Source organism: Flavobacterium sp. (assembly GCF_046293665.1).
In the GTDB taxonomy this organism is placed as follows: Bacteria; Bacteroidota; Bacteroidia; order Flavobacteriales; family Flavobacteriaceae; genus Flavobacterium.
The window spans coordinates 185,367-208,453 of the sequence record NZ_JBKBOL010000001.1; the positions used below are offsets into that span (position 1 = coordinate 185,367).

General features: G+C 37.3%; 22 protein-coding genes and 3 tRNA genes. 15 read left to right on the forward strand and 10 right to left on the reverse strand.

The annotated features are described in order from the left end of the window. Positions 1 to 160: 160 nt before the first annotated feature. The 5 genes from ACK4R1_RS00795 to ACK4R1_RS00815 all read right to left on the reverse strand — a co-directional run bounded on the left by ACK4R1_RS00795 (position 161) and on the right by ACK4R1_RS00815 (position 902). Positions 161 to 235: transfer RNA gene (locus ACK4R1_RS00795), tRNA-Thr, on the reverse strand. Then, on the reverse strand, positions 212 to 457 hold the full coding sequence (locus tag ACK4R1_RS00800) for a GIY-YIG nuclease family protein (protein ID WP_409682281.1): 246 nt from the start codon (positions 455 to 457) through the stop codon (positions 212 to 214). The genes ACK4R1_RS00795 and ACK4R1_RS00800 overlap by 24 nt, the downstream gene beginning before the upstream one ends. A 37-nt stretch (positions 458 to 494) precedes the next feature. Further along, positions 495 to 569: transfer RNA gene (locus ACK4R1_RS00805), tRNA-Ala, on the reverse strand. Beyond that, positions 546 to 791 (reverse strand): GIY-YIG nuclease family protein, encoded by a 246-nt coding sequence (locus tag ACK4R1_RS00810; protein ID WP_409682283.1) that lies wholly within the window; start codon positions 789 to 791, stop codon positions 546 to 548. The genes ACK4R1_RS00805 and ACK4R1_RS00810 overlap by 24 nt, the downstream gene beginning before the upstream one ends. 37 nt (positions 792 to 828) lie before the next feature. Then, positions 829 to 902: transfer RNA gene (locus ACK4R1_RS00815), tRNA-Ala, on the reverse strand. A 322-nt stretch (positions 903 to 1,224) separates the two neighbouring features. Between ACK4R1_RS00815 and ACK4R1_RS00820 the strand changes: the two genes are divergently transcribed. From ACK4R1_RS00820 to ACK4R1_RS00840, 5 genes are read left to right on the forward strand one after another with little or no spacing between them, the layout of a single operon-like run. Beyond that, the gene (locus tag ACK4R1_RS00820) at positions 1,225 to 1,989 is read left to right on the forward strand and encodes an enoyl-CoA hydratase/isomerase family protein (protein ID WP_409682286.1); all 765 of its coding nucleotides are present in this window, start codon (positions 1,225 to 1,227) and stop codon (positions 1,987 to 1,989) included. A 3-nt stretch (positions 1,990 to 1,992) separates the two neighbouring features. Continuing rightward, entirely contained in the window at positions 1,993 to 2,166 is a 174-nt protein-coding gene (locus ACK4R1_RS00825) for a hypothetical protein (RefSeq protein ID WP_409682289.1), read from the forward strand. Between the two features lie 38 nt (positions 2,167 to 2,204). Next, entirely contained in the window at positions 2,205 to 2,657 is a 453-nt protein-coding gene (locus ACK4R1_RS00830) for a 6-pyruvoyl trahydropterin synthase family protein (RefSeq protein ID WP_409682292.1), read from the forward strand. Between the two features lie 4 nt (positions 2,658 to 2,661). Then, on the forward strand, positions 2,662 to 3,414 hold the full coding sequence (locus ACK4R1_RS00835; RefSeq protein ID WP_409682296.1) for a UDP-2,3-diacylglucosamine diphosphatase: 753 nt from the start codon (positions 2,662 to 2,664) through the stop codon (positions 3,412 to 3,414). 6 nt (positions 3,415 to 3,420) lie between these two features. Further along, positions 3,421 to 3,783 (forward strand): hypothetical protein, encoded by a 363-nt coding sequence (locus ACK4R1_RS00840; protein ID WP_409682299.1) that lies wholly within the window; start codon positions 3,421 to 3,423, stop codon positions 3,781 to 3,783. Here ACK4R1_RS00840 and recJ read toward each other — a convergent pair whose 3' ends face one another. Next, positions 3,784 to 5,472 (reverse strand): single-stranded-DNA-specific exonuclease RecJ, encoded by a 1,689-nt coding sequence (recJ, locus tag ACK4R1_RS00845; RefSeq protein WP_409682302.1) that lies wholly within the window; start codon positions 5,470 to 5,472, stop codon positions 3,784 to 3,786. 124 nt (positions 5,473 to 5,596) lie between these two features. On the opposite strand from recJ, the gene ade reads away from it, so the two are divergent. After that, entirely contained in the window at positions 5,597 to 7,216 is a 1,620-nt protein-coding gene (gene ade, locus ACK4R1_RS00850) for an adenine deaminase (RefSeq protein WP_409682305.1), read from the forward strand. Positions 7,217 to 7,277: 61 nt separating this feature from the next. Here the strand turns inward: ade and rsmI are convergent, their stop codons facing one another. Together rsmI and ACK4R1_RS00860 are read right to left on the reverse strand one after the other, a co-directional pair. Then, positions 7,278 to 7,970, reverse strand: coding sequence for a 16S rRNA (cytidine(1402)-2'-O)-methyltransferase (rsmI, locus tag ACK4R1_RS00855; RefSeq protein ID WP_409682307.1), 693 nt, complete (start codon positions 7,968 to 7,970; stop codon positions 7,278 to 7,280). After that, positions 7,971 to 8,885, reverse strand: a complete 915-nt coding sequence (locus tag ACK4R1_RS00860) for a hypothetical protein (protein ID WP_409682310.1) — start codon at positions 8,883 to 8,885, stop codon at positions 7,971 to 7,973. Between the two features lie 198 nt (positions 8,886 to 9,083). On the opposite strand from ACK4R1_RS00860, the gene ACK4R1_RS00865 reads away from it, so the two are divergent. From ACK4R1_RS00865 to ACK4R1_RS00900, 8 genes are all read left to right on the forward strand, one after another. Continuing rightward, positions 9,084 to 9,704, forward strand: coding sequence for a thymidine kinase (locus ACK4R1_RS00865; protein WP_409682312.1), 621 nt, complete (start codon positions 9,084 to 9,086; stop codon positions 9,702 to 9,704). Between the two features lie 4 nt (positions 9,705 to 9,708). Next, positions 9,709 to 12,153, forward strand: coding sequence for a bifunctional UDP-N-acetylmuramoyl-tripeptide:D-alanyl-D-alanine ligase/alanine racemase (locus ACK4R1_RS00870; RefSeq protein WP_409682315.1), 2,445 nt, complete (start codon positions 9,709 to 9,711; stop codon positions 12,151 to 12,153). A gap of 72 nt (positions 12,154 to 12,225) precedes the next feature. Next, positions 12,226 to 12,603, forward strand: coding sequence for a large conductance mechanosensitive channel protein MscL (gene mscL, locus ACK4R1_RS00875; RefSeq protein WP_409682318.1), 378 nt, complete (start codon positions 12,226 to 12,228; stop codon positions 12,601 to 12,603). Between the two features lie 169 nt (positions 12,604 to 12,772). Continuing rightward, complete coding sequence (locus tag ACK4R1_RS00880; protein ID WP_409682321.1) at positions 12,773 to 13,762, forward strand: aspartate-semialdehyde dehydrogenase; 990 nt, start codon at positions 12,773 to 12,775, stop codon at positions 13,760 to 13,762. A gap of 92 nt (positions 13,763 to 13,854) precedes the next feature. After that, positions 13,855 to 14,202, forward strand: coding sequence for a hypothetical protein (locus ACK4R1_RS00885; protein ID WP_409682324.1), 348 nt, complete (start codon positions 13,855 to 13,857; stop codon positions 14,200 to 14,202). A gap of 39 nt (positions 14,203 to 14,241) precedes the next feature. After that, positions 14,242 to 16,620 carry a TonB-dependent receptor gene (locus ACK4R1_RS00890; RefSeq protein ID WP_409682327.1) on the forward strand — a complete coding sequence of 793 codons (2,379 nt, stop codon included), beginning with the start codon at positions 14,242 to 14,244 and terminating at the stop codon, positions 16,618 to 16,620. Between the two features lie 11 nt (positions 16,621 to 16,631). Then, a complete protein-coding gene (locus tag ACK4R1_RS00895) occupies positions 16,632 to 17,192 on the forward strand; it encodes a type 1 periplasmic binding fold superfamily protein (protein WP_409682329.1) in 561 nt (186 codons plus the stop codon). Between the two features lie 217 nt (positions 17,193 to 17,409). Beyond that, positions 17,410 to 17,784 carry a DoxX protein gene (locus ACK4R1_RS00900; RefSeq protein ID WP_409682331.1) on the forward strand — a complete coding sequence of 125 codons (375 nt, stop codon included), beginning with the start codon at positions 17,410 to 17,412 and terminating at the stop codon, positions 17,782 to 17,784. A gap of 52 nt (positions 17,785 to 17,836) precedes the next feature. Here ACK4R1_RS00900 and mtgA read toward each other — a convergent pair whose 3' ends face one another. Both mtgA and ACK4R1_RS00910 read right to left on the reverse strand, forming a co-directional pair. Continuing rightward, a complete protein-coding gene (gene mtgA, locus ACK4R1_RS00905) occupies positions 17,837 to 18,517 on the reverse strand; it encodes a monofunctional biosynthetic peptidoglycan transglycosylase (RefSeq protein ID WP_409682334.1) in 681 nt (226 codons plus the stop codon). Positions 18,518 to 18,520: 3 nt separating this feature from the next. Then, positions 18,521 to 19,636: an NAD(P)/FAD-dependent oxidoreductase gene (locus ACK4R1_RS00910; protein ID WP_409682337.1), complete on the reverse strand. Its 1,116-nt coding sequence runs from the start codon at positions 19,634 to 19,636 to the stop codon at positions 18,521 to 18,523. 218 nt (positions 19,637 to 19,854) lie between these two features. Here ACK4R1_RS00910 and ACK4R1_RS00915 point away from each other — a divergent pair, with 218 nt between their 5' ends. After that, the gene (locus ACK4R1_RS00915; RefSeq protein WP_409682340.1) at positions 19,855 to 23,034 is read left to right on the forward strand and encodes a reprolysin-like metallopeptidase; all 3,180 of its coding nucleotides are present in this window, start codon (positions 19,855 to 19,857) and stop codon (positions 23,032 to 23,034) included. Positions 23,035 to 23,087 lie beyond the last annotated feature (53 nt).

Sequence of the window (23,087 nt, forward strand, 5' to 3'; positions counted from 1 at the left end):
TTTGGCTTCATGGCTGGTTTATCTTTCTTGAAAAATAATCTGGTAAATGAAATTTTGATTATCTTTAAACTTATTTATTAAATTGCCGCCACGAAAGCTAAGCGGCGATACGATGTAAAACATACCTAAAATAAAAAAGTCCCGATAAATCGAGACTTTGTGGAGAATACCGGATTCGAACCGGTCACCTTCCCGATACAATCGGGACGCTCTAGTCCTTATTAATTAAATTTTCAATGTAAATTCTACTTTTCATTTTCTTAATCTGCATTTCTCTCTGATAAGCTTCACTTCTTGAAGAAAATACCTCTGAATATTTAAACTCCCAATCTTTAGCTGATTTTGTGTATTTACTTCTACTGTTCAAATGGTCGTTAAGTCGCTCGTCTATGTTTTGACAAGAACCCACGTAATATTTATTGAGTGATTTTGAAAATATGATATAGATGTAAAACATACCTAAAATAAAAAAGTCCCGATAAATCGAGACTTTGTGGAGAATACCGGATTCGAACCGGCCACCTTCCCGATGCAATCGGGACGCTCTAGCCCTTATTAATTAAATTTTCAATGTAAATTCTACTTTTCATTTTCTTAATCTGCATTTCTCTTTGATAAGCTTCACTTCTTGAAGAAAATACCTCTGAATATTTAAACTCCCAATCTTTAGCTGATTTTGTGTATTTACTTCTACTGTTCAAATGGTCGTCAAGTCGCTCGTCTATGTTTTGACAAGAACCCACATAATATTTATTGAGTGATTTTGAAAATATGATATAGATGTAAAACATACTTAAAATAAAAAAGTCTCGATAAATCGAGACTTTGTGGAGAATACCGGATTCGAACCGGTCACCTCTTGCCTGCCAGGCAAGCGCTCTAGCCAAATGAGCTAATCCCCCAATATTTTTTATTAACTAAAGATTACCTTCCCGATTACCATCGGGACGCTCTAGCCAAATGAGCTAATCCCCCAATATTTTTTATTAACTAAAGATCACCTTCCCGATTACCATCGGGACGCTCTAGCCAAATGAGCTAATCCCCCCAATATTTTTTATTAACTAAAGATCACCTTCCCGATTACCATCGGGACGCTCTAGCCAAATGAGCTAATCCCCCATTTTTTTGAGACGACAAATATATAATTTTATCCAAACAAAAAGCAATTAGGCAAGTATCTTTTTTGAGATTTGTTGTAAATTTACCTTAAATATCCTTTTTATGTCTGCCGAAAATACCAACGGGTTTATTGAAACCCAAATTGAGAACAAAATCGCGACGATTACTTTTAGTCATCCGGCAAGTAATTCTTTTCCCAGTGATTTATTGCAAAAACTTACAGAAGAATTGAATGCGTTGAGCAGCAACCAAGAAATCAATGTAATTATCCTGCAAAGCGAAGGCAAAACTTTTTGCGCCGGTGCTTCTTTTGACGAATTGCTTTCTATCACCGATTTCGAAACCGGGCAACAATTCTTTTCGGGTTTTGCCAATGTGATTAATGCGATGCGCAAATGCTCCAAAATCATCATTGGAAAAATACAAGGAAAAGCAGTTGGTGGTGGCGTTGGTCTGGCTTCGGCTTGTGATTTTGCTTTTGCCTACCAAGATGCATCGATTAAATTATCGGAAATCGCTATCGGCATTGGTCCATTTGTGATTGAACCGGCCGTTTCCAGAAAAATCGGGAAAACCGCTATGACACAATTGACATTACAACCTAATCATTGGCAAACTGCGGATTGGGCAGTAGAAAAAGGACTTTATGCTGATCTTTTTGACAGTTATGGTGAATTAGAGGAAAACACTTTGGCTTTCGCCCAAAAACTAGCCGGCTACAATCCGGAAGCTTTGGCTGAAATGAAGAAAGTCTTTTGGGAAGGCACCGAAAATTGGGATGAACTTTTATATAAACGCGCCGCAATTTCGGGTAAATTAGTACTTTCCGATTTTACTAAAAATGCTTTGAGCGAATTTAAAAAATAAATCATGACTCTTATTTCTCTTATTCAGCAGGTTAATATCGATGAAAAAATTAAAAATGCGCCCGACAACGGTTATTTGATTGGGATTTGGATTGGTTATATATTGCCTTTTGTCGTTTTGGTTGGTATTGCCTATTTGCTGTACAGCCGTGCCAAAAAAAGACAAAACGACCTATAGTATTATTTTACTAAATTTGCGCTGTAAAAACTTCTTTCATGAGTAATATCAGAATCACCAAACAATTTTCTTTCGAAACCGGACATGCGCTTTATGGCTATGACGGCAAATGCAAAAATGTGCATGGTCACAGCTATAAATTGTCGGTAACGGTGATTGGACAACCAATAACTGACTCTTCAAATGTAAAATTCGGAATGGTGATTGACTTTTCTGATTTGAAAAAAATTGTAAAAGAAGAAATCGTTGACATTTTTGACCATGCCACAGTTTTCAATCAAAATACGCCACATGTTGAATTGGCAGCCGAATTAAAATCTCGTGGACATCATGTGATTTTAGTGGATTACCAGCCAACGAGCGAAAATATGGTCACCGATTTTGCTCAAAAAATAAAAAGCCGCTTGCCAAAAGATATCCTTTTGCATTCGCTAAAATTGCAAGAAACCGAAACCTCTTTTGCCGAATGGTACGCTTCGGATAACGAATAAAAACATGACAATTTCTCCTAACAAAAAAATATACTTCGCCTCCGACCAACATTTTGGCGCACCAACGCCAGAATTGAGTTTTCCGCGGGAACAAAAATTTGTCGCTTGGCTGGATGAAGTCAAAAAAGATGCGGATGCTATTTTCCTATTAGGCGATTTATTTGATTTTTGGTTCGAATATAAAACAGTTGTTCCTAAAGGATTTGTACGTGTTTTAGGCAAATTGGCCGAAATTCGCGACAGTGGCATTCCGATTTACTTTTTTGTAGGCAACCACGATTTGTGGATGAATGATTATTTTGAAAAAGAGCTAAATATTCCCGTTTATCATGACAACAAGGAATTTACTTTTAATGACAAAACGTTTTTAATTGGTCACGGCGATGGCAAAGGTCCAGGCGACAAAGGTTACAAACGTATGAAAAAAGTATTCACTTATCCGTTTTCTAAATGGTTATTTCGTTGGTTACATCCTGATCTTGGTGTGAAATTGGCACAATATCTTTCTGTTAAAAATAAACTGATTTCAGGCGAAGCAGACGTGAAATTTTTAGGAGAAGAAAACGAATGGTTGGTGCAATATGCCAAACGCAAACTCGAAACCAAACACTACAACTACCTTATCTTTGGCCACAGACATTTACCAATGGTTATCAAAGTCGGTGAAAACTCGGAATATGTAAATTTAGGCGACTGGATTGGGTATTTTACTTATGGGGTTTTTGACGGCGAGAATTTTGAGTTGAAGGAATATTAAACCAACATGAAAATACTTAACCGATTTCTAACCGTTAGTGATGAAAACAGAAACTTCTTTCAAATCATTTTTTGGTGGGAAATCAGAAGAATTCTTTATAATTTAATAGTTTTATTTTTTGGTTTCCTAAGTTTAATAATAATGTCCGCTCTTGTAAGTTTACAAAAAGGTGAAGACCTAGTAGAGCCGATTGCTGTTTTACTTTTTGCTATAGTATGTAATATTGGTTATACGTTAGGTTGGTTTACCGAGTTATTTGTAAAAAGAAGCATAACTTATGGTCCCAAAATGTTCAAATTCGGATTGGCATTTACGTTGTCTATAGTAATGCTTCCGGCCATAATTCATTTTGTGCTTTTCCTTTTTTGATTACCTCAAATCCTTCAACCTCAACTGTACTGTTACATTTCCATTGAATTCATTTTCATCAATGCAATACACAGCGTCAAACGGGTTTTGATTTTTAACCAAATCTACTTTTTTGCCTAAACCAAAACCAATTGCACCAAAACCTTGACTTCCATTTTGTTTGACAAATAGTTTTAAATGGGCTTCGTCAGCACCGATGCCTTTCGCATATCCACTGTCTTTTAATCCTTTCGACATAAAGACCGGCGTCATGTTTTGTGGCCCGAAAGGCTCGAATTGATTTAAAATCCTAATTAATTTCTCGTTGATGTCTGTCAAATTAATTTCAGCATCAACCGAGATTTCCGGCGTCAACAAATCGGGATGAATCGTTTCTCCAACTACTCTTTCAAACGCTTCTTTAAAAGCGGCATAATTTTCTTCTTTTAACGTCATTCCGGCCGCATACATGTGTCCGCCAAATTGTTCCAAATGTTCCGAACAAGCTTCTAATGCATTATAAATATCAAAATCTTTTACCGAACGCGCAGAAGCCGCGAGTTTGTCTCCGCTTTTAGTAAACACAACTGTCGGGCGATAATACGTTTCTGTCAATCGCGAAGCTACAATACCTATTACACCTTTGTGCCAACTTTTGTCATAAACTACGGTGGTGAATTTTTCAGCTTCCTGATTTATTTCTATTTGATCTAATGCTTCAGTAGTAATTTGCTTGTCTAAATCCTTTCGGTCTGAATTGTGTTGCTCAATTTCTGAAGCGAAAATTTCAGCTTGGTCTAAGTCGTATTCTGTGAGCAAAGCAACGGCTTCATTACCATGTTTAATTCTTCCCGCAGCATTGATTCTTGGCGCAATGATAAAAACAACATCGGTAATCGTCAGTACTTTTTTCTTTACGTTTTGGATTAATGCTTTGATTCCCGGACGTGGATTCGAATTAATAACTTCTAACCCAAACTTGGCTAAAGTTCTGTTTTCACCAGTAATCGGAACTATATCTGCCGCAATGGCTGTTGCCACTAAATCCAAATAAGGCAACAAATCTTCTATCGTTTGATTTCTATTTTGTGCCAAGGCTTGTATGAGTTTAAAACCCACGCCACAACCACACAATTCGTCATAAGGATAACTACAGTCTTCTCGTTTTGGATCTAAAACCGCAACCGCTTCGGGTAAAAATTCACCCGGGCGATGGTGATCACAAATGATAAAGTCGATATTTTTATTTTTGGCGTAAGCCACATGTTCAATTGATTTTATCCCACAATCCAAAGCAATAATCAACGAGCAGCCATTATCATCTGCATAGTCAATACCTTTATAAGATATCCCATAACCTTCGTCATAACGGTCGGGAATATAAGTCGCCACATCAGGATAATAACTTTTCAGATAACTCGACACCAACGAAACCGCCGTCGTGCCATCAACATCATAATCGCCAAAGACTAAAATATTTTCGCCACTAGCTATTGCATTTTCAATTCGATTTACAGCTTTGTCCATATCTTTCATCAAATACGGATCGTGTAGATCTTCCAAACTCGGACGGAAAAATTGTCGCGCAGCTTCATACGTTTCAATACCTCTTTGTACCAAAAGCGTCGCGACAAGCTCGTCAACCTTTAATTCGGTTGCTAAAGCTTTAACTTTTTCGGAAGATGGTTTTGGTTTTAAGGTCCAGCGCATGTTTAATTACGAATTGAAAATTATGAATTACGAATAGCAAAACAAATATATAAAAAATACTACAAAAACATCGATGCTTCCCAAAAAAATATTCGCTACTTTTGAACTTTAAAAGTAATACAAAATGCAAATTCAAGGTCTAATTGTCGATATCGAAAACAAACGAATTTATTCTGGAGAAGTTACCGTGGCCAATGGAAAAATTGTTTCCGTTGTAGAGAAAAATCACAACATCAAAAACTACATTCTTCCCGGATTTATCGATGCCCATATTCATATTGAAAGCTCAATGCTCGTGCCTTCTGAATTTGCTAAAATTGCCGTTTTGCACGGAACCGTGGGAACTATTTCTGATCCGCATGAAATAGCCAATGTTTTGGGAAAAGCCGGCGTACATTATATGATTGACAACGGTAAAAAAGTGCCTTTGAAGTTTCATTTTGGCGCACCATCTTGTGTTCCGGCAACTTTTTTTGAAACCGCCGGTGCCGTGATCGATTCTGAACAAATAAAGGAATTAATGGCTTTGCCTGATATTTATTATTTGTCGGAAATGATGAATTATCCTGGCGTTTTGTTTGACGATGAAGAAGTTTTGAAAAAAATTGCTTGGGCGAAACATTTCAACAAACCTATTGATGGTCATGCTCCGGGATTGCGTGGCGAACCCATCAAAAAATATATTTCGGCGGGAATCACAACCGACCATGAATGTTTCACTTATGACGAAGCTGCTGAAAAATTATCGCTGGGCATGAAAGTCATCATTCGCGAAGGAAGCGCAGCCAAAAACTTCGAAGCTTTAATCGATTTGCTTCCTGAAAATTTTGACAATATGATGTTTTGTTCCGATGACAAACATCCCGATGATTTGATTTTGGGACACATCAACCAACTTTGCGCTAGAGCGGTTGCGAAAGGCATTGATGTTTTTAAAGTATTACAAGTCGCGTGTGTCAATCCCGTGAAACATTATAACATGGAAGTTGGTTTACTGCAAGAAAACGATGCTGCCGATTTTATAGTGGTAGAAGATTTGGTCAACTTCAAAGTAAAACAAACGTATATCAACGGAGAATTGGTCGCGGAAAACGGTCAATCTTTTGTACAACATGTCGAGTTTGACAAACCTAATAATTTCAATACTTCCGTTAAAGCTTTAAGCGATTTTGAAATAGAAAGTTCCGCCAAAACTATTCGCGTTATTGAAGCTTTGGAAGGCCAATTGATTACCAATGAAGTTCATTGTACGCCAAAAATTGTTGCTGGAAATTTAGTGTCCGATATTGAAAACGACATTCTGAAAATGGCAGTTGTAAATCGCTATGAAAATACCAAGCCGGCTATTGCTTTTATCAAAAACTTCGGATTAAAAAAAGGCGCCATTGCGAGTTCGGTTGCGCATGATTGTCACAATATTGTGGTGGTTGGCACTTCGGATGAGGAAATTTTGAGTGCTGTAAACTTGATTATTCAAAATACCGGCGGAATTTGTGCTGTAAATGGTTCCGATAAAAAATCATTGGCATTACCGGTTGCCGGCATCATGAGCGACCAAAACGGTTGGGAAGCCGGACGTTTGTACCAAGAAATCGACGCGATGGCAAAAGATTTAGGCAGTACTTTAAAAGCACCGTTTATGACACTTTCGTTTATGGCGTTGTTGGTAATTCCCGATTTGAAATTGTCCGACAAAGGTTTGTTCAGCGGTAATAGTTTTGCTTTTGTAGATTTGGAAGTTTGAAAAAGAACATAGAATAAAGAACATAGAGAAAAGACCATTCAGAAAATCTATTTTCTATATTCTATTCTCTTTTTTCTTTCTGTGAAACTTTCCCGCCAACCACCGCTACGATTTCGCCTTTTGGTGGTTTGGCTTCAAAGTGTTTTAAAACCTCAGTGGCTGTTCCGCGAATGGTTTCTTCGTGTAGTTTGGATAATTCTCTGGAAACGGAAACCGGTCGGTCTTCGCCAAAATACTGTACAAATTCGACCAAAGTTTTGACCAATTTGTGTGGTGACACATAAAAAATCATGGTTCTGTTTTCTTCGGCTAGCGCCAAATAACGAGTTTGTCTGCCTTTTTTTTCGGGCAAAAATCCTTCAAAGACGAATCGGTCATTAGGCAAACCACTATTGACCAAGGCCGGAACAAAAGCCGTTGCACCGGGCAAACAATCGACTTCAATATTATTTTCCACACAAGCTCTGGTTAACAAAAATCCCGGATCAGAAATGGCAGGCGTTCCGGCATCGCTAATCAACGCAATAGATTCTCCGGCTTGCAAGCGCTTTATGAGATTCTCGACTGTTTTGTGTTCGTTATGCATGTGGTGACTGTGCATGTGTGTCGAAATCTCAAAATGCTTTAGGAGTTTTCCGCTGGTGCGTGTGTCTTCTGCCAAAATCAAATCGACTTCCTTCAAAACTTTAATCGCTCTGAAAGTCATGTCTTCTAAATTGCCTATTGGCGTGGGAACGATGTAAAGTTTGGACATTTACTTAAATTTATTCTCCACAACCTCCATAAAACGCTCGATATAATCTTCTTTGCCTACCCAATAATTATAGTCGGGAATGACCATTTCGTTTATAAAGTCTTTAGCTTCAGCTAAATTATCAAAAGTATTCAATTGCGAAATCACGCGGTTGAAGTCTTCGTTGCTTCCGGCAAAAAGATGATTGACAAAAGCCACTCGGTCGTTCAATCCTATTTCCATGGTTTTACCAAAAGCAGTATTTATTGAAGTCGTTTTGGTTTCTGTAACCGATTGTTTTGTCGGTTCGTTATCATTTGAGTCTGAAGAAAAAAGCGAAACTTCATTAGGTTTCACAAAAATTGGATCGACATAGTTTTCCCCTAACAAATCTTCTAAAGCCACATGTTTGGTTTCAGGTTTTACTTCCGAAGCAATCTCGGCAGGCTCAATTTCTTCCTCTTCTTCCTCGGCTAATTCAAATATTGGTTTGAAAACCGGTTCGTCTTTAGTTGCAACCGGCTCAATTTCTTCTTCCAAAACAGGTTCTACTTCTTCCTCCGATTCTTCAGACACAGTTGCCTCTTCCACTTCTTCAATATCTTCTTCTGAAACCACTTCCGCTTCTTCTTCCGTTGCCACGGCAGCTTCAGGTTCTGCTTGAATTTCAACTGTTGGTTCTTCAGCCAATTTTACTTCTGAAACCAATTCTTGCGGTGTTTCTTCTTCTAAATGTTGCGCTAATTTTTCTTCCAAAACTGCAGCTTCTACATCGTTTTTAACCGATTCAAAATTGTCTTGATAAAACTTTAAAACGGATAATGTTTCGTATAATTTTTGGGTTTCTTTATACAATTGATCAACTTCCGATTTGTTTTTCAGTTTCAAAATTCGGTGGGCAATGCTGATTAATTCGGACTCTAATCTTTTTTTCATAGGTGTTGAAATTATTTGGAACAAGCTAATGTTTCTGTAAATTTTCTTCCGTTTCATTTATTTAACCTTGGGAAGAAGTAACGGTAATTAAAATTTTTCTACATTTGAATCGACGTAAAAATAGAAAAAAATGATGTCGATTTGTTTTCGTTACAAAGTAATAAAAACTATTCATTTTTAGCGCAAGAAAAATACAAAATGTTTCTCGAAAATACAGTAAATCATAAAGAACAATTTGGTTGGATTGAAGTCATCTGCGGATCGATGTTTTCGGGTAAAACAGAAGAACTCATTCGCCGGTTGAAAAGAGCGCAATTTGCCAAACAAAAAGTCGAAATTTTCAAGCCTTCTATCGATATTCGCTACGATGAAGAAATGGTGGTTTCCCATAACAAAAACGAAATCCGTTCAACTCCGGTTCCGGCCGCCGCCAACATTAGAATTTTGGCTCAAGGTTGTGATGTAGTTGGGATTGACGAAGCGCAATTTTTTGATGACGAAATTATAGCGGTTTGTAATGATTTGGCCAATTCGGGAATCCGAGTAATTGTTGCCGGATTGGACATGGATTTTAAAGGCAATCCTTTTGGACCAATGCCTGCGTTGATGGCAACCGCTGAATATGTAACTAAAGTCCACGCCGTTTGCACTCGTACGGGAAATTTAGCCCATTACAGTTTCCGAAAAAATGACAACGAAAAACTGGTCATGCTCGGTGAAACCGAAGAATACGAACCTTTGAGTCGCGCTGCTTATTTCAATGCCATGCGTGAAAACATGGTGGTAAAAGACGCCGAAAACCTATCTAAAGAAGAATAACCCCTTGACACAAACCCTACGAAATATTATTCCCATCATTAAGGCCAATTGGATCGGGCAAAATGATGTAGCCATTATTGATGCCATTTCTATTGACAGTCGCTCGTTGCAAAATGGCGAAAACACTTTGTTTTTTGCGATTTCCGGCCCGAACAATGATGGCCATTCCTATATTGAAGAATTGATTAGCAAAGGCGTAAAGCATTTTGTCGTTACTCATATTCCTCCAACAGTAAGCGGAAAAGCCAATTTTTTAGTGGTGGAAAACACGTTGGAAGCTCTGCAAAAATTCGCTTCTTATTATCGAAGTCTATTCGATTTCCCTATCATTGGAATCACCGGAAGCAATGGTAAAACCATCATTAAAGAATGGTTGAATTTTTTGTTGAGTCCGGATTACAATATCATCCGCAGTCCTAAAAGTTACAATTCGCAAGTTGGTGTTCCGTTATCGATTTTAGGGATTAATGAAAAGCACAATCTCGGGATTTTTGAAGCGGGAATTTCCACTTTAAATGAAATGGAAAAACTGCAAAAAATTATTCGCCCAACGATTGGGATTTTATCCAACATTGGCACGGCGCATGATGAAGGTTTTCCGAGTGTAGCCGAAAAAATAAAGGAAAAATTAAAGCTTTTTACTTCGGTGAATGTTTTGATTTTGAACAAGAATAAAACTATAAGCGCCTTTGTTAATCAAAAAATAAAAACCTTTAGTTGGTGTTCTGACGACAAAAGCGCGGATGTTTATATCACCAAAAAAAACATTGGCGATTTAACCGAATTGCAAGTCACTTACAAAGAAGACACGTTCCCGATTATCATTCCGTTTCAGGACCAAGCTTCGGTGGAAAATGCGATTCATTGTATGATGGTGATGTTGTATTTTGGCTACAATCACAAAGTTATTCAAACCAGAATGGCACAATTGTATCCGGTGGAAATGCGTTTGAAAGTCAAAAACGGGATTTACAATTGTACGATTATCGATGACAGTTACAGTTCCGATTTTCAGTCGTTGAAAATAGCTTTAGACTTTTTGGAACACCAAAAACAACACAAAAAGAAAACCATTATTCTTTCGGATATTTTCCAAAGCGGATTGAATAATGAAGAATTATATTCTCAGGTTTCGCAATTGATTATTTCCAACAAAATCACCCGAGTAATTGGTATTGGCGAAACGATTTCGCAGTATAAAAACAAGTTCATCAACGGCACTACTTTCAAAAATGTAACCGAATTTTCAGATGCGTTTGACCGATTGAATTTTGAAAACGAAACCATACTGATTAAAGGCGCACGTGATTTTCATTTTGAAGAAATCGTCTCCATGCTCGAAGAGAAAACTCACGAAACTGTTTTGGAGATTAACTTGAATGCGGTTAGTCATAATCTGAATTTTTTCAAATCGAAATTGGCGCCCAAAACCAAAATGATGGTCATGGTCAAAGCTTTTGGTTATGGTAATGGCGGATTTGAGATTGCCAAATTATTAGAGCATCATAAAGTGGATTATCTCGGTGTGGCTTTCGCCGATGAGGGAATTTCGTTAAAAAGTGCCGGAATTACGGTACCGATTATGGTGATGAATCCGGAGACGACAAGTTTTTCGGCTATCATTCAACACCACTTAGAACCGGAGATTTATTCGATTAAAGGTTTGAAAGCCTTTTTGAAAATTGCCGAGCAAAAGAAATTGAAACACTTCCCGATTCATATTAAAATCGACACCGGAATGCATCGTTTGGGTTTTGAAGAAGAAAATATATCCGAATTGATTTCCATTTTAAAAAACAATGAAACCGTTCAAATCAAAAGTGTTTTGTCACACATGGCTACGAGTGATGATTTAAAACACGATGATTTTGCGAAATCACAAATTGCTTTGTTTGAAAAATTGTCTTCTCAATTGATTTCTGAATTAAACATCAAACCGATTCGCCACATTTTAAACACTTCGGGCATTTCCAATTATCCCGATGCGCAATTCGACATGGTTCGTTTAGGCATTGGTTTGTATGGAATTTCTAACGATGACGAAGAGCAAAAATACCTGGAAAACGTTGGCACTTTAAAATCGGTTATTTCCCAAATTCGAACAATTGACCAAGGCGAAAGCGTGGGTTACGGCCGAAGATTTATAGCCGAAAAGGAAACCAAAATCGCCACGATTCCTATTGGTTACGCCGATGGCGTTCGCAGAAGTTGGGGCAACGGCGTTGGGTATGTGGTTATCAATAACAAACAAGCGAAAATCGTTGGTAGTGTTTGTATGGACATGCTAATGGTTGATGTAACGAACATTGATTGTAAAGAAGGCCATTCGGTAATTATTTTTGGCGAAAATCCTTCTGTGAATTATATTGCCAAAGAATTGAACACCATTCCGTATGAAATTTTGACCAGTATTTCGCAACGCGTAAAACGGGTGTTTTTCCGAGAATAGTTTTAAAATTATTCGGATTTGATATTTTTTTAACTAATTTAGTGTCATTATAACCAATTAAAACAAATAATTATGGGAATGGTTTCAGAATTCAAAGAGTTTATTGCTAAAGGAAACGCAATGGATTTGGCTGTAGGAGTTATTATCGGAGCCGCATTTGGTGCTATTGTAAATTCATTAGTCACCGATGTAATTACTCCGGCCTTATTAAATCCGGCCTTAAAAGCAGCGCAAGTTGAAAATCTAGCAGATTTAAAAACTGACGGAGGAGTTCTTTATGGAAAATTCTTGGCGGCCGTGATTAGCTTCATTGTTATTGCCTTTGTTATCTTCATTATGGTAAAAGCCATTAATAGTATGAAGAAAAAAGAGGAAGCCGCTCCGGCTGCACCTTCAGGACCAACACAAGAAGAATTGCTTACTCAAATTAGAGATTTACTGAAAAAATAATTCCGCTACATTATATATTCTAAACTAAACCGCTTCTTAATTGAGGCGGTTTTTCTTTTTAGCTGTAACGCTTTCAGAATTCAGTAATTTTTATAGTAAAAACGAAAGCAGAAGTGGTTTTCTGATTACTTTTGTACTTCAAATTTTATTAAATCTAAATATAATTATTATGAAAGTTGCTGTTGTAGGCGCAACCGGTATGGTTGGCGAAGTGATGCTTCAAGTATTGGCGGAAAGAAATTTTCCCGTAACCGAATTAATTCCCGTAGCCTCTGAGAAATCAGTTGGAAAGGAAATCGAATTCAAGGGCAAGAAGTATAAAGTAGTTGGTTTACAAACAGCAGTAGACATGAAGGCAGACATCGCTTTGTTTTCAGCCGGTGGCGAAACTTCTTTAGCTTGGGCACCCAAATTTGCCGAAGCAGGAACAACCGTAATCGACAATTCTTCTGCTTGGAGAATGGATCCGACTAAAAAATTAGTGGTTCCTGAAATCAACGCTTCAGAATTAACCAAAGAAGACAAAATTATCGCGAATCCAAACTGTTCTACTATTCAAATGGTGATGGTTTTAGCGCCATTACATAAAAAATACAACATCAAACGTGTCATTGTTTCTACTTACCAATCCATTACAGGAACAGGTGTGAAAGCTGTACAACAATTGGAAAACGAATACGCCGGTATTAAAGGTGAAATGGCTTATAAATACCAAATCCACCGCAATGCGATTCCACAATGCGACAGCTTTGAGGAGAATGGCTATACCAAAGAAGAAATGAAATTGGTCCGTGAAACCCAAAAAATTATCGGTGACAAATCGATCGCTGTTACGGCAACCGCTATCAGAATTCCGGTTGTTGGTGGTCATAGCGAAGCCGTAAATGTTGAGTTCTCAAATGATTTCGATGTGAATGAAATAAGAGAAATTCTTCACCATACCGATGGCGTAACCGTACAAGACAACAACGACACTTATACTTATCCGATGCCGTTATATGCACAAGGAAAAGACGATGTGTTTGTAGGTAGAATTCGTCGTGATGAAAGTCAGCCGAACTCTTTAAACATGTGGATTGTAGCAGATAACTTGAGAAAAGGAGCGGCAACCAATACGATTCAAATTGCTGAATATTTAGTAGCCAACAAACTAGTGTAATTTTCACATCCCAATAATCCGTCCGGTTTACAAATCCTAAATTTTGTTAAAACCGGACGGATTTTATTTAGCAATAGTTTACATTTGCGAAGATGAAAAGAAAACTACTTTTTACGAATGCATTGATGGGATTGATGATATTGTTCGCAATATTTTTTCAGTCGATTCACTCTTTTGAGCATTTGGTAAAGCAATTTTCAAAAAAAGAATGCCATCACGTTTACCATGACCACAAAACCGAAGTTACTCATGGTCATGACGGTTTAGAAAAATGTTTCGTTTGTGAGTTTGCTTTTAGTAATTATCATAAATCTGAAAAAAAGGGAAATACATTTATCAGAATTGATATTGTATCTAAAAAATCTTTTACTTACTCTTCCGAAGTACCAAAAAAATTCAAAGGTGCTTTATTTTCCTTACGCGGTCCGCCTGTTGTTTAGATTTCCGATTAAAAATTGGCAACTAACAACAATTAAAAAATGCAAAAAATCAGTTTGTTTTTTTGCTTATGGTGTTTTGGCATAAGTCTGGGTCAAAATACTATAAGCGGAAAAATCATAGGAGAAAACAATGTGGCCTTGGAAAAGTGCCATATTCATATTGGATCTAAATCGGGCAGCAGCGACAAGAATGGTTTCTATTCTTTGCAAAACATTCCCAACGGAAGCGCCAAAGTCTTGATTACTTATATTGGTTACAAGTCTATTGATACCACTATTACCGTGAATGGAAATAGCGAGATTAACTTTGTCATGAAAACCAAGAAAGAAGAATTACAAGAAGTCGTGGTAAAACATAAAAATAACTTCTACAACCATTCGATTTCGGAACAAAAAATCAAAGAAAAGACGATTGAAAAGTACAGTAGTCAATCATTGGGTAATGCTTTAAAAGAAGTTTCCGGTATTTCTATTTTAAAAAGCGGAAGTACTGTTGTAAAACCCGTTATCAATGGATTACACAGTAGCCGTGTGCCTATTTACACCAACAATGTAAAATTAGAAGACCAACAATGGGGAATGGAACACGCGCCTAACTTTGATGTAAACGCTGCCGGCAAAATCACAGTTATCAAAGGAGCTTCCGGCTTACAATATGGAGGCGATGCTATTGGCGGAATTGTAGTAATTGAGCCGTATAGTATTAAAAATGATACCCTTTTCGGAAAAACCATTGTCACAACAGAATCCAACGGTCGTGGCGGAAGCATTTCTTCTAGTTTACACAAAGGCAACTTTTGCGATTGGAGTTGGAATGCCCAAGCAAGTTTCAAGTATTTTGGTGATCGAGAATCGCCTGACTATGTGTTGTCCAACACCGGAAATAGAGAAGCTAATTTTTCGGGCGATGTAAAATACATTGGCAAAAAATACGATTTTACTACTTTTTACAGTATTTACAACGCCACCATCGGAATTTTGAGTGCGGCACATATTGGAAACGTTAATGACTTATACAATTCCATCAACAATCAAATTCCTTCTGTGACCGAAGATTTTACTTATTCGATACAAAACTCTAAGCAAAAGATACAGCATCATTTGGCCAAGATCAATTATAATTATTATCCAAAAGATGGAGAAACAATCGCGCTGCAATACGCTTTTCAATTCAATAATCGACAAGAATTTGATTTGAGAACCGGTGTTTCTGATAGTAAACCTGCTTTAGATTTGAGTTTAATGACCCATACTTTAAACGCGGATTACAAAAAAAGTATAGATGCTTGGGATTTTAAATCGGGAGTAATGGGATCGTTTCAGAACAATTCGGCTAACCCTAATACCGGAGTCAGACCTTTGATTCCAAGTTATAATAAATTTGACGCCGGAGTTTATGGGATTACCGACTATCATTTCACCGAAGATTTTTCAATTGAAGTTGGCGTTCGTTATGATTTTTCAACCATTGAAGCCACTAAATACTACTTGAAATCGCGTTGGGATGAACGAAATTACAGTCCGGAATTCGACTCTTTTATTGCTGCTGATTTTGGAACACAGTGGTTGACAAAACCAACTTTTACTTTTCACAATTTATCCGCCAGTATCGGTACACAATACTCTTTTGGCGAGAATTACGAATGGTTTTTAAATGTCAGCCGAGCGGTTCGAAACCCAAATCCTTCTGAATATTTTAGCGATGGTTTGCATCATTCGAGCGGCATGATTGAATTGGGTGATTTGCGATTGGCTAAAGAAAAGTCAAACAAAATCAGCTCTACTTTGCAAAAAAAAGGAAACAACTTCAGTATTAGCCTTAATCCTTTTTTAAACTACATTGAAGATTATATGTACCTCAGACCAATTGGTTTTGAAACTACTATCAGAGGTGCATTTCCGGTTTGGCAATACGAACAATCCAATGCTTTATTGACCGGATTAGATATTGAAGCTGAATGGAAATGGTCAGACCATTGGCAACATCGTTTACTCGTTTCTTACATCAACGGAAAAGACAAAACAAATGATGATGACCTAATCGATATGCCGCCATTAAACCTGAACAATCGAATACAATTTCACAAAAAAGAATGGTCAGATCTGATTTTAGCCTTGCAAAGCGAATGGGTTTTCAGACAAACACAATTCCCCGACAACAATTTTACTACCAACATTATTGTGGATGGAGAATTAGCTCCGGTTGTTGTTGACATTAGTTCACCACCTTCTTCCTATCATTTATTGCATTTTAATTCAGAGGTAAAATTTAAAACCTCAAAAAACACTTTGGCGACCTTAGGATTCAATGTGTTCAATGTTTTAAATACCCAATACAGAGATTATCTCAACAGACAACGTTTTTACGTAGATGAATTGGGTAGAAACTTTCAAATTCAATTAAAAATTAATTATTAAAAATTAAAACCATGAAATATTTAAAAACTTCAAAATTATTTCTTTTTGCTTTCACAACCTTAACTTTAGCTTCCTGTAGCAACGATGACAGTCCGGTAAACGAAGAAGAAGTAATTACAACTGTCACTACCACTTTAACCGGTGGCGGACAAGTAATCACTTTAAGATCGAGAGACTTAGATGGTGATGGCCCAAATGCTCCGGTAGTTACTGTTTCGGGAAATTTAACTGCTAATACCACTTATATCGGAGAGACCGTTTTCACTAATGAAACGGTAAGTCCGGCGGAAGACATAACTGCTGAAATCGAAGAAGAAGGTTTGGAACATCAAATTTTTTACCAAGCTCCTCTTAATCTTGGTGTTTTTACATATACTGATGTTGATGCAAATGGTAAACCAATCGGTTTAAGTTTCACTTATACAACCGGATCTTCCTCTGCAAACGGAAACCTGGTTGTGACTTTGAGACATTTACCAAACAAATCGGCAGTCGGTGTCGCTTCGGGTGATATTACAAATGCCGGAGGTGCCACTGATGCACAAGTAACTTTTCCGATTGTGATTAATTAATTAAAAAGTCTTTATTAGAATGCCCCAATAGTGTAAACTATTTGGGGCATTTTTTTTGAACACTTCAGTATTTTATTTTGGAACTCAACCCATCTACTAATATTCAAAAAATATTAACAAATACCTACAATATGTTAATAAATTGATATTTTCTATGATATAACTCTAATTTTTTAATGTTATTTTTACCATATCACTAATTCAAAACCATCTGCTTATGAATTCAATGTTTACTAAAATCGTTCGAATCGCTTTAGGATTAGCACTACTTGTTTTTGGTGCTAATAAATTATTTCATTTCATTCCTATGGAAGCACCAACAGGTTCTGCAGGTGATTTTATGAATTCACTTGGCGCAACAGGCTATATCTTTCCGGTGTTAGGTGTATTGGAAATTATAATTGGTGCGATGTTATTGTTGAAAAAATGGGTAGCTTTTGCTTTAATTTTATTGGCACCAATATCCATCAATATTTTGCTCTTTCATTTGTTTTTAGGCATTTCAGGATTACCGGTTGCTATTGTTATATTATTGTTCAACGGAATTTTAATTTACAAACATTGGCAACAATACAAACCGCTTTTTTACTAAGGATTTAAAATATTTAACAAAAAAGCCGTCTCTATAAATCGAGACGGCTTTTTTAATATTCTATTTTTCCGATGTGTTGCATGTTGCGCATAATCTTGGCTTTCCTTCGCTCTATATAAGACGATGAATTTGTTGCTTTGTATTTTCTCGGATTGGGTAAAATAGCTGCAATTCCTGCAGCTTCTCTTTGGGTTAAATTGATGGCTTTGGTTCTGTACCAAACTCGAGCCGCTTCTTCTGCGCCATAAACACCATTACCCATTTCAATGCTGTTTAAGTAAACTTCCATGATGCGCTCTTTGCCCCAAATTAATTCGATTAAAACCGTAAAATAAGCTTCCAATCCTTTGCGAAGGTAACTTCTGCCTTGCCAAAGGAAAACATTTTTAGCGGTTTGTTGCGAAATGGTACTGCCACCTTTTAGTCTTTTCCCTTTTTGATTGTTCTTGAATGCTTTTTGCATAGCTGCAAAATCAAAGCCATTGTGTTTAAGAAAATTCCCGTCCTCGCTGGCAATTACTGCTTTTTGAAGATTGGGTGAAATTTCGGCTAACGGCACCCAATCATGACTCAGAACCGCATCATTCCCATCGATTTTATTTTCTATGACACGGGTAATCATTAATGGAGTGATTGGAACAGGCACCCATTTGAAAATAATTACGGTAAGTATCGAAAGCCCTAAAAACCAAAGGAATGCTTTCCAAAGCCAACGGGAAATTTTTCTTATCATATTTTATTTTACTAAATCTGCTAATTCTTGACCTATTAAACTACCAATAGCCACACCCATTCCGCCCAAACGAACACCGCAATAGACATTTTCTGAAAGCTGTTCTACTATTGGTCTTTTACTTGAACCCAATCCCATGATGCCACTCCAACGATGGGCAATTTTGAAATCGGTGTTTGGTAAAATTACTTCTTTTAATAATTGTTCCAAACGATTTTGGATTAATTCGGTTTGGCCTAATTCTGTTGTGGTTTCTCCTTCGAAATCTAAATTTCGACCGCCACCAAAAAGTATTCGGTCATCAATATTCCTAAAATAGTAATACCCTTTGTCCAAATGAAAAGTTCCTTTGATGTCTAAATTCTGAATTGGTTCGGTGATTAAAACTTGCGCTCTGGCAGGTTTTACTTGGTTTTCCGTTAACTTTCCGGCAAAACCATTGGTAGCAAAAAGTAATTTTTTGGCACTAAAACTAAAATCACCCAACACTATTTCCACTTGATTGTTTTGCTCTTCAAACGAAGTCACTTCGACTTGATTCAGAATCATGATGTTATTGGATACCGTTTTTTGCAACAAGGCTTGCATCATTTTTCCGGTATCGATTTGGGCTTCGTATGGATTAAAAATCAAATATTCTTGTATCCCTTTAAAATCAAAACGATCGACTTCCTTGGCAAAAACCTCGTTTCTGAAAATGGGTTTTAAAATTTCGTTGACAAACGGTAACTTTTGCAGACACTCATTATAACTGCTTTCATCATCTTTAAGAAACAACTCATAGCCACCAAAAGGTTTGAAATCGATAGCCGCATCGGTTAAATTTTTACGCAACAATTGCAATCCGTTCCAACGCTTCTGAATCAACCGAATGACTTCTTCCTCACTGTGCGAATTCAAATCGTCTAAAATTTCGGAAAGACTTCCAAAACAAGCAAATCCGGCATTTTTAGTACTCGCGCCCTGAGGCAAAATTCCTTTTTCTAAAATCAATATTTTGCTTTCCGGAAATCTTTCACGCAAGGCCAAAGCACAATGCAAACCAACAATTCCGCTTCCAACTATTGCGAAATCTACATTAGTAAACCAATTCTTGAGTTCCCAGTAACTGAAATTCATTGTTTAATTTTTTTTAAAATTACTTTTTTTCACAATTGTTTAATGTTGTTAGTGTCAGTTTTTTCGAATTTTTTATTTTTTTAATTAATTCTTTGTTCATTTATTAGTTAGTTATTGTGTTTTTTGTCGATTTGTTAGCAATTTTGTTATTTTATTCATTGTGCTGTAAAAAATAATTCTAATTTTGAAGCGATAATTTAACCAAAATTCGATCATTTATGAGATACAAATTACTTACTGTTGCTTTGTTGACAATCAGCAGCGTAGCTTTTTCACAAACAGGAAACTCGCTCTGGAATTCGACCACCAAGAAAATAGATATGGTTCCGCTGGAAAGCAAAATGGCTTTACCTGAAAACAATCTTTTTTCCTTAAATCTTGACGGACTTAGGAACCTATTGGCCAATGCACCTCAAAGAGCGGCAGGCGCTAGAACTTCTCAAGTCACCTTATCTATCCCGAATGAAAAAGGGATTTTAGAAAGATTTAGCATTTACGAAAATTCTGCTTTAGACCCTGCCTTGGCAGCACGTTACCCTGAAATTAAATCTTACATTGGAATTGGAATTGACAATCCAACTTCGACTTCTTATTTTAGTGTTACACCTCTTGGCTTTAAATCGATGACTTTAAATGCTGACAAAGCTGCGGTTTTCATTGAGCCCATTTCGCAAGACTTAACTACTTATTCTGTGTTTAGAAGAGCCGACAAAACCCAATCATTAACTCCTTTTGAATGTTCGGTTATTGACGAAGTTGTTCCTCAAGTTGACGAAAGTATGTTAAGACCAAACGCAGATGATGCTATTTTGAGAACTTTTCGTTTGGCCTTATCTTGCACTGGTGAATATGCCGCCTATTTTGGTGGCACGAAAGCACTTGCCTTAGCGGCAATGAATAATTCTATGACCCGTGTAAATGGTGTATTTGAAAAAGATTTTGCCATTAGAATGGTTATAATTGCCAACAACGACTTAGTAATTTACACCAATGCTTCTACCGATCCTTATACAACCAGTTACAACAGTCAACTTCAAAGTACCTTGACGTCAGTTATTGGAGATGCCAATTATGATGTTGGTCATTTGTTTGTAAGAGCATCTAACAACGGAAATGCCGGATGTATTGGCTGTGTATGTAATTCCGGTAAAGGAAGCGGTTTTACTTCAAGTACAATACCACAAGGAGACACCTTTGACATTGATTATGTAGCTCACGAAATTGGACATCAATTCGGTGGAAACCACACTTTCTCTATGAGTAATGAAGGAACTGGCGCCAATATGGAACCTGGAAGTGGCTCAACCATTATGGGTTATGCCGGAATCACTTCTCAAGATGTTCAACCTAATTCTGATGCTTATTTTCATGCTATTAGTATCCAACAAATTACCAATAATGTAAAAAACAAAACTTGTCAAACCAATACCCCAACCGGTAATGCTGTACCAACAGCGAATGCCGGCTTAGACTATACTATTCCAAAAAGTACTCCGTTCATGTTAACAGGTTCAGGAACCGATGCTAATGGAGATGCCTTAACTTATAACTGGGAGCAATTTGACAATGCCGCAAGTACGGCAACCGGAGCAAGTTCAGCCGCAAGTGCTACGAGAACAACCGGACCAACTTTCCGTTCTTACAACTCATCTACTTCTCCAATTAGGTATTTCCCTAGAATTCAATCTGTTTTAAACGGAGCCACTACTACCGCCGGAACTGAAATACTTGTAGAAGCTTTACCGTCTGTTGCCAGAAACATGAATTTCAGATTAACTGTTCGAGATAACAGAGTCGGTGGTTCTGCTAACAATAGTGATGACATGATTGTTACCGTTAACGCAACAGCCGGACCATTTACGGTAAGTACTCCAAATACTGCAGTTACTTACCCCGGAAACAGTTCTCAAACCGTAACTTGGAACGTAGCAGGGACTACTGCAAATAATGTAAACTGCGCCAATGTAGATATTTTATTGTCTACTGACGGGGGCTTTACTTATCCTCACGTTTTATTAGCTGCAACGCCAAATGACGGTTCGCAAGCCGTTACTATTCCCAATTTAGCAGGAACAACCAATCGTATCATGGTAAAAGGAACCAATCATATTTTCTTTGATGTTTCTAATACTAATTTCACCATTACGAGTTCAGTAGCTGATACCACAGCACCAACAGCAGCTACCTTAAGTGCATCAGGAACTACTGCAAACTCAACTAACCTATCTTGGTCAGGAGCAACAGATAATATTGGTGTTTCTGGATATGATGTTTACCAAGATGGTGTTTTCAGAACATCCACTACAGGAACTACATTATTAGCTAACGGATTAAGTACAGGGACAGCCTATAATTTCTATGTGATTTCCAAGGATGCCGCTGGGAACTTTTCCCCGGCAAGTAATACCGTTACTGTAACTACACTTTCTCCAGATACAACAGCGCCAACTGCTGCAACACTAACTGCTTCCGGAACAACTACTTCATCAACCAACTTGTCTTGGTCAGGAGCAACAGATAATGTAGCAGTAACCTCTTATGATGTTTTCAGAAACGGATTATTCTTGGCTTCAACGGCTTCGACCACGCTTGCGGTTACAGGTTTGTCAGCTTCAACTACTTATACTTTCTATGTAATTGCCAAAGATGCTGCCGGAAATGCTTCTCCAGTAAGTAACACCGTTAATGTAACGACACTTACACCATCAGTAACTTACTGTGCATCAAGAGGAAATAATACTGCAGATGAATACATCAATCGAGTACAATTGGGAACCATCAATAACTTATCAGGAAACAATGGTGGTTATGGCAATTTCACAACACTTTCCACTAATTTAGTACGCGGAACAAGTAATTCAATAACGATCACACCTGCTTGGACCGGAACCGTTTATAATGAAGCCTACAGAGTTTGGATTGATTACAACCAAGATGGTGATTTCCTTGACGCAGGCGAGCAGGTATTCAACAGAGCTAAAACCAAAAGCACGCCTATTTCAGGAAGCTTTACTGTTCCTGCAACCGCTTTACTAGGCCAAACCAGAATGCGTGTTTCCATGAAATATAATGCTTCCCCAACATCCTGCGAAATATTTGCAGATGGTGAAGTAGAAGATTACACTGTAAACATTACTGCAACTGCTCGTTTTGAAGATGAACAAGAAACAAAGATTGCTTTCAACCTATACCCAAACCCTGTAAAAGGTGATATATTAAATATAGCTAATCTGGAATCATCAGCCACTTACCGAATATTCAACATGATGGGACAAGAATTAGGAAAAGGCAAAATTGAAAACAATAATGTATTCGTAGGTTCGTTAAAAGCTGGCGCTTACTTAATTGAAGTAAGCAACGGAACATCAACCATCACTAAACGCTTTGTAAAAGAATAAAGTCAAAAGTGAATAGATATACCAATAATTTTAAAACCACTCTCTTAATAAGG